Origin of the sequence: Streptomyces europaeiscabiei, from assembly GCF_036346855.1 — a bacterium.
Taxonomy (GTDB): Bacteria; Actinomycetota; Actinomycetes; order Streptomycetales; family Streptomycetaceae; genus Streptomyces; species Streptomyces europaeiscabiei.
Genome location: NZ_CP107841.1, coordinates 4,526,545 through 4,546,178 on the forward strand (window position 1 = coordinate 4,526,545; position 19,634 = coordinate 4,546,178).

The 19,634-nt window shown below is 71.0% G+C and carries 16 protein-coding genes and 1 pseudogene; 7 read left to right on the top strand and 10 right to left on the bottom strand.

The window, feature by feature from the left end; all coding sequences use genetic code 11:
- Positions 1 to 22: 22 nt before the first annotated feature.
- The 3 genes from OG858_RS19585 (at position 23) to OG858_RS19595 (ending at position 2,692) form a co-directional block, all read left to right on the top strand.
- Complete coding sequence (locus OG858_RS19585; protein ID WP_060891308.1) at positions 23 to 781, top strand: GOLPH3/VPS74 family protein; 759 nt, start codon at positions 23 to 25, stop codon at positions 779 to 781.
- Between the two features lie 573 nt (positions 782 to 1,354).
- Positions 1,355 to 2,224, top strand: coding sequence for a helix-turn-helix domain-containing protein (locus tag OG858_RS19590; protein ID WP_060903966.1), 870 nt, complete (start codon positions 1,355 to 1,357; stop codon positions 2,222 to 2,224).
- 258 nt (positions 2,225 to 2,482) lie between these two features.
- On the top strand, positions 2,483 to 2,692 hold the full coding sequence (locus OG858_RS19595) for a DUF397 domain-containing protein (RefSeq protein WP_037705436.1): 210 nt from the start codon (positions 2,483 to 2,485) through the stop codon (positions 2,690 to 2,692).
- Positions 2,693 to 2,927: 235 nt separating this feature from the next.
- Here OG858_RS19595 and OG858_RS19600 read toward each other — a convergent pair whose 3' ends face one another.
- A complete protein-coding gene (locus OG858_RS19600; protein ID WP_328544665.1) occupies positions 2,928 to 3,785 on the bottom strand; it encodes a hypothetical protein in 858 nt (285 codons plus the stop codon).
- A gap of 80 nt (positions 3,786 to 3,865) precedes the next feature.
- Between OG858_RS19600 and OG858_RS19605 the strand changes: the two genes are divergently transcribed.
- Both OG858_RS19605 and OG858_RS19610 read left to right on the top strand, forming a co-directional pair.
- Positions 3,866 to 4,654 carry an SDR family oxidoreductase gene (locus tag OG858_RS19605; protein ID WP_327724231.1) on the top strand — a complete coding sequence of 263 codons (789 nt, stop codon included), beginning with the start codon at positions 3,866 to 3,868 and terminating at the stop codon, positions 4,652 to 4,654.
- Between the two features lie 195 nt (positions 4,655 to 4,849).
- A complete protein-coding gene (locus tag OG858_RS19610) occupies positions 4,850 to 6,427 on the top strand; it encodes a sodium:solute symporter family protein (RefSeq protein ID WP_086746709.1) in 1,578 nt (525 codons plus the stop codon).
- A gap of 258 nt (positions 6,428 to 6,685) precedes the next feature.
- On the opposite strand, the gene cpt is transcribed toward OG858_RS19610, so the two are convergent.
- A complete protein-coding gene (gene cpt, locus OG858_RS19615; protein WP_086746710.1) occupies positions 6,686 to 7,216 on the bottom strand; it encodes a chloramphenicol phosphotransferase CPT in 531 nt (176 codons plus the stop codon).
- Between the two features lie 83 nt (positions 7,217 to 7,299).
- Here cpt and OG858_RS19620 point away from each other — a divergent pair, with 83 nt between their 5' ends.
- A complete protein-coding gene (locus tag OG858_RS19620) occupies positions 7,300 to 8,229 on the top strand; it encodes an acyl-CoA thioester hydrolase/BAAT C-terminal domain-containing protein (RefSeq protein ID WP_319267050.1) in 930 nt (309 codons plus the stop codon).
- On the opposite strand, the gene OG858_RS19625 is transcribed toward OG858_RS19620, so the two are convergent.
- From OG858_RS19625 to OG858_RS19635, 3 genes are all read right to left on the bottom strand, one after another.
- On the bottom strand, positions 8,207 to 8,647 hold the full coding sequence (locus OG858_RS19625) for a GNAT family N-acetyltransferase (protein WP_319316329.1): 441 nt from the start codon (positions 8,645 to 8,647) through the stop codon (positions 8,207 to 8,209). The genes OG858_RS19620 and OG858_RS19625 overlap by 23 nt on opposite strands.
- 165 nt (positions 8,648 to 8,812) lie before the next feature.
- On the bottom strand, positions 8,813 to 9,928 hold the full coding sequence (locus OG858_RS19630; protein ID WP_086749361.1) for an ADP-ribosylglycohydrolase family protein: 1,116 nt from the start codon (positions 9,926 to 9,928) through the stop codon (positions 8,813 to 8,815).
- Between the two features lie 275 nt (positions 9,929 to 10,203).
- On the bottom strand, positions 10,204 to 12,921 hold the full coding sequence (locus OG858_RS19635; RefSeq protein WP_328544664.1) for a tetratricopeptide repeat protein: 2,718 nt from the start codon (positions 12,919 to 12,921) through the stop codon (positions 10,204 to 10,206).
- 118 nt (positions 12,922 to 13,039) lie between these two features.
- Between OG858_RS19635 and OG858_RS19640 the strand changes: the two are divergent.
- Positions 13,040 to 13,144: pseudogene (locus tag OG858_RS19640) on the top strand (DUF2165 family protein); the annotation flags it as partial.
- 16 nt (positions 13,145 to 13,160) lie between these two features.
- Here OG858_RS19640 and OG858_RS19645 read toward each other — a convergent pair.
- The 5 genes from OG858_RS19645 to OG858_RS19665 form a co-directional block, all read right to left on the bottom strand.
- The gene (locus OG858_RS19645; RefSeq protein WP_319066943.1) at positions 13,161 to 13,622 is read right to left on the bottom strand and encodes a transposase; all 462 of its coding nucleotides are present in this window, start codon (positions 13,620 to 13,622) and stop codon (positions 13,161 to 13,163) included.
- Between the two features lie 435 nt (positions 13,623 to 14,057).
- Entirely contained in the window at positions 14,058 to 14,360 is a 303-nt protein-coding gene (locus tag OG858_RS19650) for a LamG domain-containing protein (protein WP_256960367.1), read from the bottom strand.
- 52 nt (positions 14,361 to 14,412) lie between these two features.
- Positions 14,413 to 17,025 (bottom strand): bifunctional FO biosynthesis protein CofGH, encoded by a 2,613-nt coding sequence (locus OG858_RS19655; protein WP_086748093.1) that lies wholly within the window; start codon positions 17,023 to 17,025, stop codon positions 14,413 to 14,415.
- 510 nt (positions 17,026 to 17,535) lie between these two features.
- Positions 17,536 to 18,990, bottom strand: a complete 1,455-nt coding sequence (gene tnpB, locus OG858_RS19660; RefSeq protein WP_319066946.1) for an IS607 family element RNA-guided endonuclease TnpB — start codon at positions 18,988 to 18,990, stop codon at positions 17,536 to 17,538.
- Complete coding sequence (locus OG858_RS19665; protein WP_086748094.1) at positions 18,990 to 19,574, bottom strand: IS607 family transposase; 585 nt, start codon at positions 19,572 to 19,574, stop codon at positions 18,990 to 18,992. Before OG858_RS19665 ends, tnpB begins: the two co-directional genes overlap by 1 nt.
- Positions 19,575 to 19,634: the final 60 nt, after the last annotated feature.

Consider the following 19,634-nt stretch of genomic DNA (forward strand, 5'->3'; position numbering starts at 1 on the left):
TCATCCACGCGGGGAGGCATGGATGGGCAGGAGCCGCAGAACGATTCCGGAAGAGCTTCTACTGCTGGCGTTGGACCCGACCACGGGTACCACCGCACAGCCGCAGTCGCTCGACCTTGGTCTGGCCGGAGCGCAGCTAGTGGAGCTGGCGCTGGCCGGACGGATAGCCCCGGACGGGGATCGTATCGCCGTGGTGTCCCCACGGCCGACTGGAGATCCGACTCTGGATTGCGCGTTGGAGTTGCTGCGAAGGCGTGGCGCTCCCGTACGGGCGGTCCACTGGATAGGCGGGCCCCGTCTCGGGCTCCGCCAGACCTACCTCTCGCATCTGGAGCGGTGCGGCATGGTGCATGCCGTGGCGGGCCAGATGTGCGGAGTGCTGCCGACGACTCGCTATCAGTCGAGTCAGACCGAGATCAGCCGGGAGATCCGAACCCGGCTGGACTCCGCGATCCGCACCGGCGTCCCGCCGGACCCGCGGACCGCGGCGCTCGCCGCCCTGGCGCACGCGGTCGGCCTCGGCAAGCACCTGTATCCGGGGAACGAGGGACGCTCGTCCCGCTCCCGGCTGCGGGACCTGATCCGGCACGACCCCATGGGCGGCCTGGTGGCCCACGCCGTCATGGACGTGCAGAACGGCGTGGCCGCACAGCCACGCCGCAGCCCGGCACCGACCGGCCGTCAGGCCGCCCCCGGCGCCAGGCCACCCGCACCGGAACCCGCACGTGGCGTTCCGATGCAGCCACGCCGCGGCTCGATGGCCCGCGTAGTGGCGCACTGAGAAGCACGCGAAGCATGCGAAGCACGCGCTGAGGCACCGCCGGTGCGCGTGGGAGCCGGACCCCGGAGCCGCGGGTCCCGCCCCCACCGCACCCTGTGCATCACGCGCGACACCCGCTTCACGACGCTTCGTGACGCATGACTTGCACTGCTTGCACCGCTTACACCGCTTGCACCGCTTGCACCGCAGGCGCCGAACCAACGGAAGGACCCCAGGACCCGGTTCGGGAGCCGCAGGTTCGCGCGGGGCGTGTACGGCCGCACAAACGGCCGTACACGCCCCGCGCGACCGCATGTCCCCGTGCGTCCGGGTACGTTCGGCCGGCTGTCGGCCGGATACCTCGCGGCTGCGACCTCTCGTCTGCCACCTCGCAGCTGCGACCTCTCAGCCGCGACCTCTCGTCAGCCGCCTGCGCGTCATCCGGCGGAGATCCCTCCGCGGCGGAAAATCACCGGCGTAAAGGGCGTGCGCAGCGCATATCCGCTGTTTTCCAGCGGTACCAAGCACCTTGGTGGCAATCTGCTCAACAGCAGATACACAAAGTAGAGGCACGCAGCCGGAGGTGCACGTCCCGTGGCGTCCAATGTCAATCCCACCGTCAGGCGACGCCGGTTGGGCCAGGAGCTGCGTCGGCTCCGCGAGCTCAAGGGCATGACCGCCGAGGAGGTCGCCGAGCGACTGCTGGTCTCCCAGTCGAAGATCAGCCGCCTGGAGAACGGCCGCCGCAGCATCAGCCAGCGCGACGTCCGCGACCTCTGCGGGGTCTACGAGGTCGAGGACCAGCGTGTCGTCGACTCGCTGATGCAGATGGCCAAGGACTCCCGCCAGCAGGGCTGGTGGCACGCCTTCGGCGATGTCCCGTACAGCGTCTACATCGGCCTGGAGACCGACGCGGCCAGCCTGCGCGTCTACGACCCCCAGGTCGTCCCCGGGCTGCTGCAGACCCGGCCGTACGCCGAGGCACTCATCGCGGGCGCGTTGCCCGAGACGACACCCGGCGACATCGACAAGCGGGTCCAGGTACGGCTGCGGCGACAGGAACGTATCTCCGCGCCGGAGGCTCCCCTGCGGCTGTGGACGGTCCTCGACGAGTCCGCGCTGCGCCGTGTTGTGGGCAATCGCTCCCTCATGCGCGAGCAGCTGGAGCACCTGGTCGAGCAGTCCCAACTCCCGCACGTCACCGTGCAGGTGATCCCCTTCGACATGGGCGCACATCCCGGCTTGAACGGGCAGTACGCGATTCTGGAATTCCCGGACGCGTCGGATTCCAGTGTCGTATACATCGAGGGCGTCACCAGCGACCTCTATCTGGAGAAGCCCGCCGACGTGCAGAAGTACAGCGTCATGTACGAGCACTTGAGGGCGCAGGCCCTGAATGTGGAACAGTCACGCCAGTTCATCGCGGACATCGCGAAGGACTACGCACAACTCCGCCCCCACTGAACGCCCGATCCAAGCCTTGATGGGGCTGAAGGGGCCGGAAGATACACCCTCGACACACTCGATGGGAAGACCCCCATGGAATATGCCACCCACCCGAGTGAATAGTCGCTTCGTCAGCCGATGTTGGCGAGTAGCGTCGATCACGCCAAGGAAATCAACGACCTTGGCGCAAACCGAACCGTGGCTTCCGGCAACGGACAGCACCATTCCACGGCTCGGCGACAGCAACTCAACGACCAACCGGCAAGCGGAGCAGAAATGGCAATTCAGCAAGGCGCCCAGGACACGTGGATCAAGTCGTCCTACTCCACGGGGAACGGCGCGTGCGTCGAGGTCAAGTCCCCCGTTGTCTCAGCCCTGTCCGTGCGTGACTCCAAGGTTTCCGACGGTCCGACCCTGGCGTTCCCCGCCGACTCGTGGAGCGCCTTCGTGGCCGAGGTCGGCCGGGGAGCCTTCGACCTCGCGTGACCATGGTTCACCACGACCATCACCATCCCCAACATCCCAACTTCACATACACCCACTGACAGAGCCCTCTCGACCGGCCCGCCGTCCTGGCCGAGGGGGCTCGGCCTTGCCCTCACCTCACCGAGGGAGCAGGGAGCAGGGAGCAGGGAGCACGAGGGACGCCACACACCGTGGGCGGAGGGGCACGAGGGGCACCACAGGGGCACAGCGGGATCCCCTCGGGATCGCCTCGGGATCACCGCAACCGGTCCACGTACCTGTCCGTCCCCGGCACCGTGGGAACGAACGGCGCCAGCAACTCCGTCCTTCCCAGGCCCGATTCGGTGACCGCCTCGCCCAGTCCGCCGAAGTACTCCTCCCAGCAGTCGCGCGGGTCGGCCTCCAGGAACCACAGAAGCGTGAGGCGGGTGTCGACGCCCTCGACCTGCTTGACGTACGACATCCGGTCCAGGGGCAGCGGAGTGGGCCGGAAGACGGTGACCATCGCGGCCGGCGACCCGGCGAGCCGCTTGGGCAGATGCCGGGCCCGGAGCCACTCCAGCAACCCGGCCCGCTCCTCGGGCCCTTCGGCGTCGATCACCTGGAGCACGAGCCCCTCGTACGGGTGGTCCAGGGCGTGGAAGTCACGGGGCCCGGCGGCTCCGTCGCGGTAGACCGTCGCCTCGTGGTCCTGGAAGGCCGTGAAGACGTGCGTACGGTCCTGGTAGACGCGCGCGTCGCGGTTCAGTCGCTTGTTGATGGCGACCGTCCACCTCATGTGGTCGTCGTAACGGCCGTCGGTGATCCAGTACGTGGAGAGGTAGCAGCCGGCGGTGACCGGCTGGGCGATCGCCGACTTCTCCGGCGTACGCAGGAGTTGGAGATCCCGGGTGGCCACCCAGCGGCGGCCGGAGAACATCCAGGGCATGGCCATCGCGCCCGCGTAGTAGTGGTCGTCCTCGTACCAGCGGTTGTACGCGTACTCGTGGCCCGGGTGCGGCTCGACCATGGTGATCAGGGCGTGGCCGGGCCGGACGCCGTACGGGCCGACGGCGGCCAGTTCGGCGTATGTGGCGCTGCGGGTGTCCTCGCTCATGCGCTTGGCCTCGCTCATGTGCTTCCCCTTCCGTCCACCTGCGGTCGCCCATACTCTGACGCTCCGTCAGATAATGCGCCAGAGCCGGGAGGTCTCCGATGTCACTGCTCGCGGGAAAGACGGTCGTCGTCTCGGGGGTCGGGGCCGGGCTGGGTCAGCGGGTCGCCGCGGCGGTCGTACGGGACGGCGGGAACGCCGTGCTGGGGGCGCGCACGGAGGCGAATCTCGCCAAGGCCGCGGCGGACGTGGACCCGGGCGGCGCGCACACGGCGTACCGGGCGACCGACATCACCGACGAGGCGCAGTGCACGGCGCTCGCGGCGCTTGCGCGGGAGCGGTTCGGGGGCGTGCACGCGGTGGTCCACGTGGCGGCCTGGGACAGCTACTTCGGGGGCCTGGAGGACGCCGACTTCACCACCTGGCAGGCGGTCCTCGACGTGAACCTGCTGGGCACCCTGCGGATGACCCGGGCCTGTCTGCCCGCCCTGAAGGCGGCGGGCGGCGGGTCGGTCGTCATCATCGGCACGCAGTCGGCGGTGGCCGCGCCCTCTCAGGTGCGGCAGGCGGCGTACGCGGCGTCCAAGGGCGCCCTGACGAGCGCGATGTACTCGCTGGCGCGGGAGCTGGGGCCGCACCGGATACGGGTCAACACCGTGCTGCCGGGCTGGATGTGGGGACCGCCCGTGGAGGCGTACGTGCGGTTCGCGGCGCACGGTGAGGGCGTGCCCGAGGCGGAGGTGCTGGCGCGCCTCGCCGAGCGGATGGCGCTGCCGGAGCTGGCCACGGACGGGGACGTCGCGGACGCGGCGGTCTTCCTGGCCTCCGACCGCGCACGGGCGATCACCGGCCAGTCGCTGCTCGTCAACGCCGGTGAACTGATGCGCTGACCGCCCTCATCGGTCACCCTCGCCCAGGGGCGGGGGTGATCTTTTTCGGCCACCCTGTCGTTCATATGCATGAACCAAAGTCATCGCCCGGAACTTCTTTACCCCCTCTTGACCTACCCATTCCTTGCCGTGGGCATGCCACCGAACCCAGAGTTCACATGCCTGACCCTGGCGGCGGACCCTGGAAGGGGGCCCATGAACAGTCTCGACTGGGCCGTGCTCATCGGCTACTTCGGTGTGATGGTCGCGATCGGCGTCTGGTCGCACAAGCGTGTCGACAACGTCAGCGACTTCTTCACCGCCGGCGGCAAGATGCCCTGGTGGCTCTCCGGCATCTCGCACCACATGTCGGGCTACAGCGCGGTGATGTTCACCGGGTACGCCAGCATCGCGTACACCTACGGTGTCACGTCCTTCGTGACCTGGTCGTTCCCCATCGCCCTCGGCATCGCCATCGGCTCCAAGCTGTTCGCGCCGCGCATCAACCGGCTGCGCTCACGGCTGCATGTGGCGTCTCCGCTCGAATATCTGAAGAACCGTTACAACCTGGGCACCCAGCAGGCGTTGGCCTGGTCCGGCATGCTGCTGAAGATCGTGGACGTCGGCGCGAAGTGGGCCGCGATCGCGACCCTGCTCTCGGTCTTCACGGGCATCTCCCTGAACCAGGGCATCCTGATCACCGGTTCGATCACCGCCGTCTACTGCACCATCGGCGGCCTCTGGGCGGACGCGCTCACGGAGTTGGGTCAGTTCGTGATCCAACTGCTGGCGGGGATCGCGATGTTCGTCGCCGTGGTGGGCAAACTGGGCGACTACGGCGGCTTCTTCGGTGTGTGGGACCGCCCGGAGCTGAAGGGCCACGCCGAACCACTGGTGGGCCCCTACGGCACGATCTTCCTGCTCGCGTTCCTGTTCATCAAGCTCTTCGAGTACAACGGCGGCATGCTCAACCAGGCCCAGCGCTACATGGCCACCGCGACCCCGTACGAGGCCGAGCGCTCCGCCCGGCTGTCGGCGATCCTGTGGCTGGTCTGGCCGCTGGTGCTGTTCTTCCCGATGTGGATGTCGCCGCTGCTGGTGACGTCGGAGAAGGGCGACGGTTCGGACTCGTACGCCCTGATGACCGAACAGCTGCTGCCGCACGGGCTGCTGGGCCTCGTCATCGTCGGCTTCTTCTCCCACACGATGGCCATGTGCTCGTCCGACGCGAACGCCATCGCGGCCGTCTTCACCCGGGACTGCGCGCCGGTGATCTGGCGCCGGGCTCGGACGTGGAGCGAGGGGCAGGGGCTGCGGGTCGCCCGGATCGCGACGGTCGTGTTCCTGGGCCTGTCGATGGCGGCGGCCACACAGGTCAACTCGCCCGCCTTCAAGGACATCATCACCGTCGTCATCAAGTGGGTCGCCGGGCTGATGGGCCCGATGGCCATCCCGATGATGCTGGGTCTGCTGCGGCCGTTCCGCCGGTCGGGGCCGACGGCGGCGCTCACCAGCTGGGCGTGCGGGCTGTTCGCCTTCTGGCTGGTGAACTACCCGATCCACTGGAGCGTCGAGGGCGGGGTGCCGCTGCAGTACCAGGTGTCCATCCCGCTGGCCGTCTCGCTGGTGCTGTACACCGTCATCGGCTTCATCAAGCCCGAGGACACGCCCGAGCGGCTCGCGCTCATCGAGATCATCAACTCGGACGGCGACGGGGACGGCAAGGGCGGCGCCGGCGCCGCGGCGGCGGTACCGGCCCAAGGGAAGGACGCGTCCAGCCCCAGCGGGGTCTGAGGGCGCCGCCTACGGGGTCGTTGTGGAGCGGTGAGGGCCGTGCCGGGATGTCCCGGGGCGGCCCTCACGGCTGTTGTGTGTGTGTGGGGGGGGGCGGATGCGGCTGGCTGGCGGGGTCCGTCAGCGGGCGGGCTCTGCGCGGCGGAGGTGCGGTGGACCGACGGACGGGCGGACGGGCGCTGTCGGTGCCGGTCGCTCGGGTGCCGCGCATGCGATCACTGATCACCGCCGTCCGCGAGCACGACAAGGTGGGGAATGTCAGCCGACGTGGGCGGCGATCGTGCGGGCGCAGGTCAGGGATTCGGTGTGGGTGGTGTCGACCTCCAGGTCGTAGTGCACACCCTCGTGGACGATGTCCGCCTGCGCCTCGGCCATTCCCCGGACGCGGTCTCCCCGGGCGATCTCGCGGCCGGCGGCGACGGTGCTGTCGCAGCGCACTCCGACCCAGAGCACGTCCACGCCGTGCGGGCCGTCGAGAAGCTTCCGCCAGCGCTGCTGGGAGGCCGCTCCGCCGAGGAAGATGTCGTCGATGATGACGCGGGCGCCCGCGCGGACCATGGCCACGACGCCCTCGGCCCAGGCCTGCTCCAGTGCGCGGAAGTCAGCCCCGATGTCGACCGCGCCGTCGGCCGAGATCGCGATGCCGCCCTCCGACGTCTGCATCCGCGCGGGCATCGCGTCGATGAGGGAATCGGCCCCGAACGCGAGCCACTGATCGGACAGTTCGGCCTGCAGACACCGTACGATCCCGGACTTCCCCGCGCTGGAACCGCCGTTGAGGATGATCATCTGAGTGGTCACCGGGCTACGGTAGGACGCCCCGCGCACGGCACGAAACCCATTTCGGGGGCAGGGGACCAGGGACAGGGGACATGGGGCGGGCGCCGGAGCGGGAAGGGGAGCGCGTGGGTGTCGAGGTCGTCGAGCACGAGGTGACCGAGCCCTGGGAAGGCGTGCTGGTCGCTCCCAGGGATGGCAGCGGTGCCGGTGTTCTGGTCCTGGCGGGTTCCAGTGGGCGCGTCGAGCGGGAGAGGGCACGGCTTCTCGCCCGGCAGGGCATGACGGCCCTGGCGATCCGCTGGTTCGGCGGGCCGGGGCAGCCGCCGGGTATCTGTGAGGTTCCTCTGGAGACCTTCACCGCGGCCGTCGACCTCCTCCTGGCGCACGGGGCGGCACACGTCGGAATCCTGGGCTCCTCCAAGGGGGCCGAGGCGGCACTGCTCACGGCGGTGCACGATGCGCGTGTGAACGCCGTCGTCGCGCTGTCGCCCACGTCTCGGGTCTGGTGCAACGTGGGGCCTGGCCGGGACGGAGCGCATCACCCCTACCGGTCCTCCTGGACCTGGCGGGGCCGGGCACTGCCCTTCGTGCCGCTGGACGATTCCTGGACGCCCGCGGAGTCGGACTCAGGCGGCCCGGTCGCCGTACGCGGGTGGTACGAACTCAGCGAGCGGACGTTCGCCGAACTGCTCCCTGCGGCCGAGATCCCCGTGGACAGGGCTCGGGCCGATCTCCTGCTGGTCGCGGGCGGCGACGACGCGATGTGGCCGTCCCTGCCCGCCGCCGAGCGGCTGGCTGAACGCCGACGCTCGGCGGGCGCCGGCGTACGGCTGATCGCCCGCCCCGACGCCGGTCACCGCCCACGCCTTCCCGGCGAGAGCCCCGCCCCGCCGTCCGCCCGGTTCCGCCACGGCGGCACCCCCGAAGCCGACACCCTCCTGGGCACGACCGCCTGGCCCCATGTCCTCGACGTGCTCCGTGACGGGGACCGACGCCGCGCTACACGGGCTCACGCACCATGAACACGTCCACCGGGTCCTCGGTCTCCAGGCGGAAGCCGTGGCGCTCGTAGAGGCGTCTGGCCGGGCTTCCCCGCAGGACGTTCAGGCGGACCGGCACGGCGGTGCGGTCGCAGCGGGCGAGGAGGTCGTGGAGTACGGCCGTGCCGATGCCGGTGCCCTGCAGATGCGGGGCCAGGTAGAAGTGCTCCAGCCAGTGGGCCTCGGCGGTCGGGCGGAGCGCCACGCAGCCGGCGAAGGCGCCGCCGACCTCGATGATCCAGGTGTGGGCCGGGTCGAAGGAGTCGCGGAAGCGTCGGCGTACGCGGTGGGGGTCGTAGCGGCCGAGGCGTTCGAGGTCCTGGCGCATGACCACGGCGCGCAGCTCGGCGATGGGTTCGACGTCCGTCGCCAGGGCCGGGCGTATGTTCCAGTCAGCCATGATCGGCACGGTACTCCGCCCCGGATTCAGGACGTCGCGGCGTCCCAGTCGTGGCGTCCCAGTCGTGGCGTCCCAAGAGGGCGCGGGCAACCGCGTGGCCGGCCACGACGCGGCGTCGCTCGCCGGACTGCCCCGCGCCCCTGCGTCCAGCCCCCGGCCGCGGCCTCAGGCCCGCGGATACCGGGTCAGCCAGCCCGGTACCGCGCCGCCCGGGGCGTGCAGGGCGGGGCCCTGGGTCATTTCGAGGGCGAAGTCGTCGGCGAGGACGAGGATCGTGGGACGGCCCTCCAGTTCCGCGAGCCAGGCGGGGGGCAGGGCGGTCTCGCCGTGGAGGGCGCCGAGGAGGCCGCCCGTCAGGGCGCCGGCGGCTCCGGAGGGACCTCCGTGGTTGACGGCGAGGCACAGGCCGTGGCGTATGTCCTCGCCGACCAGGGCGCAGTACACGGCGACCGCGAGCAGGCCCGCCGCCGCGCCGTCACCGGCGATCTGCTCGACGACGGCCGGGGACGGCGGGCCCTGGCGGACGGCGGTGACGGCCTGTTGCAGGGCCTCGGAGACGGGCTGGTGGCCGGGGCGTGCGGCCAGCAGGACCAGGGTCTTCTGGACGGCGGCGTCGAGGCCCTCGCCCCGCGCGAGGGCGTGGACGATGACGGCGTAGGAGCCGGCGGCCAGATAGGCGGTGGGGGCGCCGTGGGTCTGCGCCGCGCACTCGACGGCCAGTTGGAAGACCAACTGGGGTTCCCAGCCGACGAGGAGACCGAAGGGGGCGGAGCGGGCGGCGGCCTCGGCGCCGGACGCGCCGGGGTTCTTGGGGGCGTCGAGGGTGCCCATGGTCCCGTCGGAGAAGCCGAGGAGGCAGATGAGGGAGGGGTCACGGCGGGCGTAGAGCCACTCCTCGCGGGCGAGCCAGCCGTCGTCCTTGCGGCGTTCGTCGGGGCCCCAGTCCCGCTGGGTCGCGGCCCAGCGCAGATAGGCCCGGTGCAGATCGGTCGGCGGGTGCCACACGCCGGTGTCGCGGCGGACCTGGGCGCGGATCAGGCCGTCCACGGTGAACAGGGTGAGCTGGGTGAGGTCGGTGATCGCGCCGCGTCTGCCGTACGCGGAGGCCAGATCCGTCAGCCACTCCGGACCGTACGCCTCACCGATCTGCGACAGGGTGAGCTGGTCGACCGGCGCGCCCAGCGCGTCACCGACGGCCGCGCCCAGCAGCGTTCCGCGCACCCGGCTGCGGAAGTCCTGCTGCTCGACCCGCCCCCAGACGGCACCGGCTGTCGCACCCACCCCGGCCTCCTCACGGCCCTTACCCGACCCGTACGTCAGTACGTCCATACATACGTACGCCCGTACGGCTCGACAGTCCAGCACTGTAATCGAACGGGAACGGTCGGCTCAGGGGTCTCACAGAGCGCTAAACATTTCTTAATGCGCAACTGCTCAGACTGTTCGGTCGGTCCGGACTCCCGACGATCAGCTGTCAACAGGCGGCGAACCCGGATCCCACTCTCGGAGAATCCGTGCGCCGGCGCAACAGCCGTCACCGGTCCGTTCACGCCGTTTCACTCCGGACGGTCCGAGCGGTCAGAACCGTCCGAGCGGTCCGAGCGGTCCGGCCGGGCCGCCGCCTCCGTGGCCCGGTCGTGCACGTCCGCGATCAACGGGTCGCCGGGGCGCAGCGCCCGCGCCCGCCCCGCATCGGCCAACGCTCGTCCGGTGTCGCCGAGTTCGAGGTGGAGCGCGGCTCGGTGGCGCAGGGCCCAGGCGTACTCCGGGAGGAGGGCGACCGCCGCGTCGAGGTCGGTGAGGGCTTCGTCGTGGCGGCCCAGCCTGAAGCGGGTGACGCCCCGGCTGGCATACGCGGAGGCGTACAGGGGGTCGAGTTCGATGGCCCGGTCGTAGTCGGCGAGGGCCTCCTCGTCCCGGTCGGCGGCGCGCAGGGCGTCGCCGCGTTCGCAGCGGGCCCAGGGGGCGTCCGGGTCGAGGGCGACGGCGTGGTGCAGGTCGGCCAGCTGCCGTCCGTGCTCGCCCCGGGACCGCCGTACGCGCGCCCGGCGCACCAGGGCCCAGACGTACTCCCCGTCCAGTTCCAGAGCGCGGTCCAGGTCGGCGAGGGCCTCGTCGAGGCGTCCCTGCGCGTGCCGGGCGGCACCGCGCGAGGCCCAGGTCGAGCGGCGTACGGGGTCGAGGGCGACCGCCCGGTCAAGGTCGGCGACCGCCGCGTCGGGGTCGCCGAGGAGGCGGTGGTAGTCGCCGCGCAGGACGAGGGTGGTGGTGTCGTCGGGGGCGAGCGCGTCGGCCCGGTCCAGGTCGGCCACGGCTGCGGCGTAGTCCCCGGTGTGCGCCCGCGCGACCGCCCGGCCCTGCCACGCCGTGGCGGACCCGGGGTCGAGGGCGAGGGCCTGGTCGTACTCGGCCACGGCCGACCGGTGCGCCCCGTCGCGGTGCAGCGCCCGCCCCCGCAGGGCCCGCGCGAACGCGGCCCCCCGGGTGTCGAGACCGGCCCGGAGCAGCAGCACTCCCAGCGCTTCATGGACACCGCCCCGCTCCAGCGCGCCCAGCAGGTCCCGCCCCCAGCGTCCCGCGTCCTCGTCGTCGGCGTCCTGCCCTGCCTGTGCCAGGGCCTCGGCCCACCGCCGGGCCACGGCAGTGCCCTCGCCGCACGCGTCCACCACGTCCCGCAGCACCCCGGCGAGCGCCCCGCGCTCCCCCGCGCACAGCCGGTGGTACGTCTTGGCCAGCCGCAGCTCCCGCCACCGCACGGCACCCCACAACTCATTGCCTTCCAGGGCGACTTCGGCCTCCGCCCGCCACCCGGCGAACGCCTCCGCCAGCCGCCGGTGCCGCTCGCTCCAGCCCCGGGGCGACCGCATCCGCTGCAACCGCACCATCGGCGCCCGTACGACGTCGTGGAACACCACCCGGTCCCCACGATCGGTCACGAACGGCAGGGCGCGCAGCCAGGCGAACAGCGCTTCGGGGGCCTCGCCGCTGCCTCCGTCCGCACCCCTGCCTCGGTCCGTACCCCTGCCTCGGTCCGCACCCGTGCCTCGGTCCGCACCCGTGCCTGGGTCCGCACCCGTGCCAGGGCCCGTGTCGGACACGGCCACCCGGAACACCTCCGCGTCCAGCCAGCGGGGCAGCGCGCAGGTCAGCGCGGCGGCCCGTCGTACCGGGTCGCTCTCCCACCGCAGGAAGCGCTCCACGGCCGTGGCGCTCGCGTCGCCCGCGTCGGCGAGGTCGTCTAGGTCGGCGGGGCGGGCCTCGGCGAGGGTGGAGACGAGGACGGGCAGTCCGCCGGTGAGCCGCAGGACTTCGCCGACGACCGGCTCGGCGAGCACGCCCTTGGCCGCGAGGAGGCCGCGTGACTCGACCTCCGTGAAGGGCCGCAGGGGGAGGTCGAGGACGAAATCGGTGAGGCCGCCCCAGCGGGCGGCGTCGAAGGGCCGTTGTCCCGCCGTCACGAGGACGAGGTTGCCGGGGAGGGGGCCGTAGCGGTCGCCGGAGACGATGTCGTGCAGCCACGGGTCGAGGAAGGCGCCGGTGCGCTCGTAGGTGTCGAAGAAGAGGACCAGCCACGGCACTTCGGCCGCGACCCCGGCCAGTTCCTCCAACAACGCCGGGGTGAGGACGAGTTCGGGGGCGAGCACCAGCTCGGCGTCCTCCTGGCCGCGGGCGCGCGAGCCGAGCCCTGTCCGCAACCGGTGTGCCTGGCTGGCGAGTTGGGCCGGGTCGACGGCGCCGGCGAAGGGGCCGACCACGGGGACGAGTCCGAGCGCGACGAGGGTCGCCCGCGCGGCGGCCATGCTCGCGGCCGACGGCTCGGCGGCTGCGGTGGCTCCCGTGCCCCCTGAATGCCCCGGCTGTCCTGGCTCTTCCTCCGACTCGGACAGGGACAGGGCGGCCAGTTCCACCTCGTACCGTCGCTCGCGGTGGGCGGTGAGCAGCCGTTCCAGTTCCTTGAACCGCCGCCCCTGCCGGGCGAACCGGTCCGCGATCACGGCCATGGCCTCCGGCGCGCTGCCGACTCCGTCGTCGACGTACGCGGTGAGGGCCCCGCGCTCCTGGGCGATCTGCTCCAACTCCCGTACCAGGAACGTCTTTCCGATACCGGCGTTGCCGTGCACGTGGAAGAGGAAGCGGCGCCGCTCGTCCTCGATGGGCAGGTCGAAGTTGGCGCGAAACGCGGCCCGTTCGGCGTTCCGGCCGACGAAGCCCTGACGGGTGCGCCGCCGGATCAGCTCCTGCATCGTCGGAATCGGCGGCTGCGCGCGCCCCATGCGTACCCCTCCGGCCGTCCTCGGTTCTCCACGGTTTTCCGCCATCGGCGGCTCTCATTGTGGTCCAACGCGCCGAAAATCACCTGGGGACGATCCATGCCCGCGCACATAGTGGACCATGGCGCTCGTATCGTTCAGCAACATCACCGACTTCGGTACGAACCAGCAGTTCGTCCGCCATGTCCTCGCCATGGACACCACGTTCAAGGACGAGGACCTCATTTGACATCCTCCCCTTCTTAAAAGCGGGGGATTCCAACCCGTTCGGGCTGAGGTTCACGGACGTTCGGCCGCTGGTTGGGCGGTGTCGTCCCTCCGGCACCGGCTGTCCGCCGGGGGCGGGGGAACCCGCCCTGTCCTGCCGCGACGTTGATACTGGCGTTGGTGTCCGCGTTGCAGGTGAAGCCGCAGGAGGAACAGACGAACTCGGCTTGGCTCTTGCGCGAGTTCTTGTCGATCCATCCACAGGCACTGCACCGCAGGCTGGTGTAGGGGGCGGGGACGTCTTCGACCCGGCCGGGGGCCTTGTGCCCGGTGCGCTGCCGCAGCAGGCCCCACCCTTGGGCGAGGATTGACCGGTTCAGGCCGGACTTCTGCGCCACGTTGTGGCCGGGCCGCTCCACGGTTCCCTTCGCGGAGCGGGTCATCGTCTTGATGTTCAGCTTCTCGAACCGGATCAGGTCATAGCAGCGGGCGAGCATGGTGCTGGTCTTCTCGCACCAGTCCTTGCGCCGGTTCGCGTCGCGCGCCTTGAGCCTGGCGGCCTTCGCGTACTCGGCCGCCTTGGCATCGCTGCCTTTCGGGGCTCGTGCCAGCGATTCGGCTTCCCCCGCCCCGCCCCGCTACGCGCGAGCGGGCATTCACCCCCCGGCCCTGAAGGACCGCCCACCCTGCCCGGCGAGCAAGGTGGCAGTCCGGCGACTGGAACGGTCTCGACGCCGCGCTCCGTGTGTTCCTGCTGAGCGGGGTGGTGCTGATGGTGACGTACCTGCCGACGAACGACCGGGCGATCGACTGACCCACGGCCGGCACTTCGGGGAACCGGCCGCTGTCACCTCGGGTGAAGAGCTGTGGCCCCCGCCGTCCAGTCGACCGGCGGGGGCCATAGCCCATGAGGAACAACAGGAGAACGGTACTCAGCAGAGACAGGGCTCGGTGCCCCGGCCCAGTTGCTTGATCTCGTGGTCGTCCAGAGCACCGGCGAACGCGTGCACCTCGTCGACGTCGCCGTGGAGGTACTCGCCCCAACCGTCGCCGACCTGGGCCCGGCCGACCTGGAGCGGGCCGGAGCTGGGCGGGCCGCCCGCGAAGTCGGCGGTGGATCCGGTATAGGGGGCGCCGTCCAGGTAGAGCTTGATCTTGTCGGTGGCGTCGTCGTAGACGACCGCGATCCGGTGCCCCTCGCCCTCGCCGCCGTCGGCCATCGCCAGCTGGGCCACGACGGTCTCCGTGGCACGCTGAGAGGGTTTTCCGACCCGCTCGCCGCAGCCGTCAGTCCAGCACCGGCAACAGCTCCGGCAGATGCCCGTCCGACACCGCCGCCGCCCGTTGGCGTTCCTCCGGGACCTCGCCGTACAGCGTCGTGCGCGGCTTCGCCGGGCGGCCCGCCGCGTCCGCCACCGCGATCAGGTCCTTCACCGACTTGTAGGAGCCGTACGACGAGCCCGCCATGCGGGAGATCGTCTCCTCCATCAGGGTGCCGCCCAGGTCGTTCGCGCCGGAGCGGAGCATTTCGGCCGCGCCCTCGGTGCCGAGCTTGACCCAGCTGGTCTGGATGTTGGGGATGTGGGGGTGGAGGAGGAGGCGGGCCATGGCGGTGACGGCGCGGTTGTCGCGCATGGTGGGGCCGGGGCGGGAGATGCCGGCCAGGTAGACCGGCGCGTTGGTGTGGATGAAGGGGAGGGTCACGAACTCCGTGAAGCCGCCGGTCTGTTGCTGGATCCGCGCCAGGGTGCGGAGGTGGCCCAGCCAGTGGCGGGGCTGGTCGACGTGGCCGTACATCATCGTCGACGAGGAGCGGATGCCCAGCTCGTGGGCGGTGGAGATCACCTCGATCCAGGTGGCCGCCGGCAGCTTGCCCTTGGTGAGGACCCACCTCACCTCGTCGTCCAGGATCTCCGCCGCCGTGCCGGGGACGGAGTCGAGGCCCGCCTCCTTCGCCGCCGTCAGCCATTCGCGGATCGACATGCCGGTGCGGGTCGCGCCGTTCACCACCTCCATCGGGGAGAAGGCGTGGACGTGCATGCCGGGCACACGGGACTTCACCGCCTTGGCGATGTCGAAGTACGCCGTCCCCGGCAGGTCGGGGTGGATGCCGCCCTGCATGCAGACCTCGACCGCGCCGAGGTCCCAGGCCTGCTGGGCCCGGTCGGCGACCTGGTCGAGGGAGAGCGTGTACGCGTCGGCGTCCGTGCGGCGCTGTGCGAAGGCGCAGAAGCGGCAGCCGGTGTAGCAGACGTTCGTGAAGTTGATGTTCCGCGTGACGATGTACGTGACGTCGTCACCGACGGCCGACTTGCGCACGTCGTCCGCGATCCGGGTGAGGGCGTCCAGCGCGGGTCCGTCCGCGTGCAGCAGGGCCAACGCCTCGGCGTCCGACAGCTTCGTGGGGTCGTCCGACGCCGTCGCCAGCGCCGCGCGTACGTCCGTGTCGATGCGCTCGGGCACCATGCCGGGCGCCGCCGCCTCGCGCAGGGCGCCCCAGTCGCCGTAGACGGAGTCGAAGTCGTCACGGCGGTCGCCGGTACGGCCCTCGGTGTCGATGGAGGTGTGCAGATCCGTACGGCCGGTGGCGACGAAGACCTCCTCGGGCTCCTGCCACGGGTGTCCCTCGACGACCGCGTCCGGCAGGGCGAGGCCCGTCTCGGGGTCGGCGAGGGCCCTTACGTGCGGCAGGAGGCGCGGGTCGAGCCACGGCTCGCCCCGCGTCACGAACTCCGGATACACGCACAGGCGTTCCCGCAGCTCGAAACCGGCGGCACGGGACCGCTCGGTGAGTTCCTCGATCTGCGGCCAGGGACGCTCGGGGTTCACATGGTCGATCGTGAGCGGGGACACCCCGCCCCAGTCGTCGATCCCGGCGCCGATCAGCCGCTCGTACTCGCTGTCGACGAGGTTCGGCGGGGCCTGGATACAGCCCGCCGGGCCCATGAGGTGCCGGGCGACGGCCACCGTGGCGACCAGCTCGTCCAGCTCCGCGTCCGGCATGCCACGCATCGCGGTGTCCGGCTTGGCGCGGAAGTTCTGGATGATCAGTTCCTGGACTCCGTGGTAGGCGCGGGAGACCTTCCGGAGCGCGAACAGCGACTCCGCGCGCTCCTCGTACGTCTCCCCGATCCCGATGAGGACACCGGACGTGAAGGGCACGGAGGAGCGGCCCGCGTCCTCCAGGACCCTCAGCCGGACCGCAGGCTCCTTGTCCGGGGAGCCGTGGTGCGGGCCGCCCGGCTCGGACCACAGCCGCGTCGCCGTCGTCTCCAGCATCATGCCCATGGAGGGCGCCACCGGCTTGAGCCGCTGGAAGTCCGTCCACGACATCACGCCCGGATTCAGGTGGGGCAGCAGCCCTGTCTCTTCCAGGATACGGATCGAGATGGCCCGGACGTACGCGATCGTGTCGTCGTAGCCGTGCGCGTCGAGCCATTCGCGCGCCTGAGGCCAACGGTCCTCCGGCTTGTCGCCGAGCGTGATCAGCGCTTCCTTGCAGCCGAGGGCGGCTCCCTTGCGGGCGACTTCCAGCACCTCGTCCGGCGACATGAACATCCCGTGCCCGGCCCGGCGCAGCTTGCCCGGCACGGTGACGAAGGTGCAGTAGTGGCACTTGTCCCGGCACAGCCGGGTGAGCGGGATGAAGACGCTCTTCGAGTAGGTGATGACCCCGGGCCGGCCGGCCTCCTGGAGGCCCACGTCCCGCACCCGCGCCGCCGACGCGGCCAGATCCTCCAGATCCGCGCCGCGCGCCTGCAGCAGCACCGCCGCCTCGGTCACATCGAGCGCCACACCGTCCCGGGCGCGTTTGAGCGCGCGCCGCATGGAGTTCTCGGTGGGGCCGGTGGAGCTGGCCGGGTCGGTGGATCCGTTTCCAGAGGCCGCGGGAGTCGTCATCCTTCGAGCATACGAGCGGCTTGGCTCCGCCATCGGGCCGGGCACCTGATGGCCCAGGGGTGCGGGTGCGTCGGCGGGTACGGGTACGGGTGCGTCGGCGGGTACGGGTACGGGTACGGGTGCGTCGGCGGGTACGGGTGCGTCGTGGTTGCTCGCGCAGTTCCCCGCGCCCCTGGAAAGCAGGGGCTGCGCCCCGTGCTTTTCGGCCCGCAGGGCCGTGGTCTTTCAGGCCCGCAGGGGACTGGTCTCTTCTCTCAAGGGCGCGGGGAACTGCGCGAGAAGCCCCACCGGGCGCGCACCCGTCGACGCACCCCGTGGCCCGAGCTGTCAGGCGCCCCCACCCAGGGACACTCCGTACTCGTCCAACAGCCCGAGCACCTACCCCTCCCCCGCCGGAGGCCGCTGCACCACAGCCTCCTCGTCGTCGTCGCGTAGTACGCCAGCTTCCGTTGCTGAGTCCGTAGTCAGGTCTCAGTATTCCGGGCATTTCGACCCGGAAGGTCCGTCACATCACCAGAGCATCAGGGGCTCGGCTTGAGGACGGTCTCCCGCTTCCTGCTGCCGTTGGTTCGGCAGGGTTACGCCACCTGCCCGCCCCGTCCCTGCCTTGCGGCGGGGACGGGTGATGCGGGTCCTCCGGTCGGCTCCACGGGGCTTCGACACCTTGGCGGTGTCCTGGTCTCCGGCCACTCCGGTACCAGTCGTTACGGCTGCCGCTGCGAGGGCGGCGAGGTTGCGGGCCGCGTTGTCGTCCCGGTCGATGACCAGGCCGCACGCGTCGCATTCGTAGGTCCGGACGTGCAGCGGCAGCTTGGCTTTCACCGCGCCGCACCCGGAACAGGTCTTGGAGGAGGGGAACCACCGGTCGGCGGCCACGATGCGGCAGCCGTTCCGGCGGGTCTTGTAGGTGAGCTGGCGGCGGATCTCGCCGAACCCGGCGTCGGCGATGCGGCGGGCGAGGCGCCGGTTGCGGAGCATGCCAGCAACGTTGAGGTCTTCGACCACGACGGTGCCGTACTCGCCTGTCACCGTGGTGGTGAGCTTGTGCAGGGCGTCGGCGCGAAGGTTCGCGACCCGGTGGTGGACCTTGTTGCGGACGGCGTTGGCCTTCTCCCACCGCTTGGACGCTTGCTGTCCGGTCCTGCGGTCGGGGCCCTGGCGGCGGGACACCGTGCGAGAGGCCCCGCGCAGGGCCGTGAGGGCGCTGTCGAGGTGCCTGGGGTTGGGTATCTGACGGATCGCTCCGGTGCTGTCGGCCATGACGGCGAGCGTCTTGATGCCGAGGTCGATGCCGACCGCGGCGCCGGGCCGGGCCACGCGGCGGATCTCCCGCGCGGTCTCGGTCTGGAAGGACACCAACCATCGTCCGCGTTCGTGCCGGACTGTCGCGGACAGGATCCGGGCCGTTCCGGCCTGCACGCGGTTCAGCAGCTTCGCGGTGGGTTCGTGGACGCGGATCGTGCCGAGGCGGGGCAGCGTGACATGCCGGCCGTCCGCCTCGACGCGGATCGTGCCGGTGGTGAACCGGCAGGAAAGGCGCGCTTTGCGCTTCGACTTGAAACGGGGCATCCCGACCTGCTTGCCCCGCCGCTTGCCCTGCTTGGACTTGGCGTAGTTGTCGAAGGCGGCGGCTGCGCCTGCCAGGCCGGTGGAGTACGCCTCCTTGGAGTTGTCCTCCCACCACCCGCAGAACCTGGGGTCGGCATGCTTGGCCTGGTTGAACGCCTTACGGAGGGAGGGCAGCGACCACGGCCGCCACTCGGTGAGCCGGTCTGCGGGGATGCCGTAGGACTCCTCCGCCTTGCGCTGCCACCACGACGCCTCGACCCAGCCCACGGCCCAGTTGTAGGCGGCCCGCGCTGCCCCGCAGTGCGACCGCAACGCCTGCTCCTGGGCGGCGTTCGGGTCCAGCGCGAACCGGAACGCCTGCACCACGAACCCGGGCTGCGCCTGGAACTTCTTCATCAGGCGGTCCCGCCGGTCTCGTCGCCGGTGGCCGCGGCCACCGCTCGGGCGGCACGGTTCTTCGCCGCGCGACGCCCATACAGGCGGGCACACATCGAGGTCAGCACCTCGGTGATGTCACGGACCAGGTCATCGGTGCTCTCCCCGGGGTCGAGGACGACCAGGCGGCGGCCGGACGCGGACAGGGCGGCTTCGATGTGCTCGACGCCGAACCGGGCCAGCCGGTCGCGGTGCTCGACCACGATCACAGCCGTGTCCGGGTCGGCGAGCAGCCGGTGCAGCTTGAGGCGGCGCCCGTTCAGCCCCGACCCGATCTCGGTCACAACCTCTGCGACGGCCAGGCCCAGCCCATTCGTGCCGGACACCACCCGCGCGGCCTGCCGATCCAGGTCGGCCTTCTGGTCGGCTGAAGACACGCGGCAGTACGCCACCACGCGTCCGGACGGCTGGACGGAAACCTCGTCGACCAGCCATGTCCCGGACGGCGCCTGGCGGACCGGGACGGGCATCTTCCCGTCCTTCACCCACCGCCAGGCGGTCTGGTAGCTCACGCCCTGCTGACGCGCCCACTCCGAAAGCTTCACAAGACCAAAGTACGTGAGACATCCGACTAGAAATGACTATGAATGATTAGAAAATCTGTA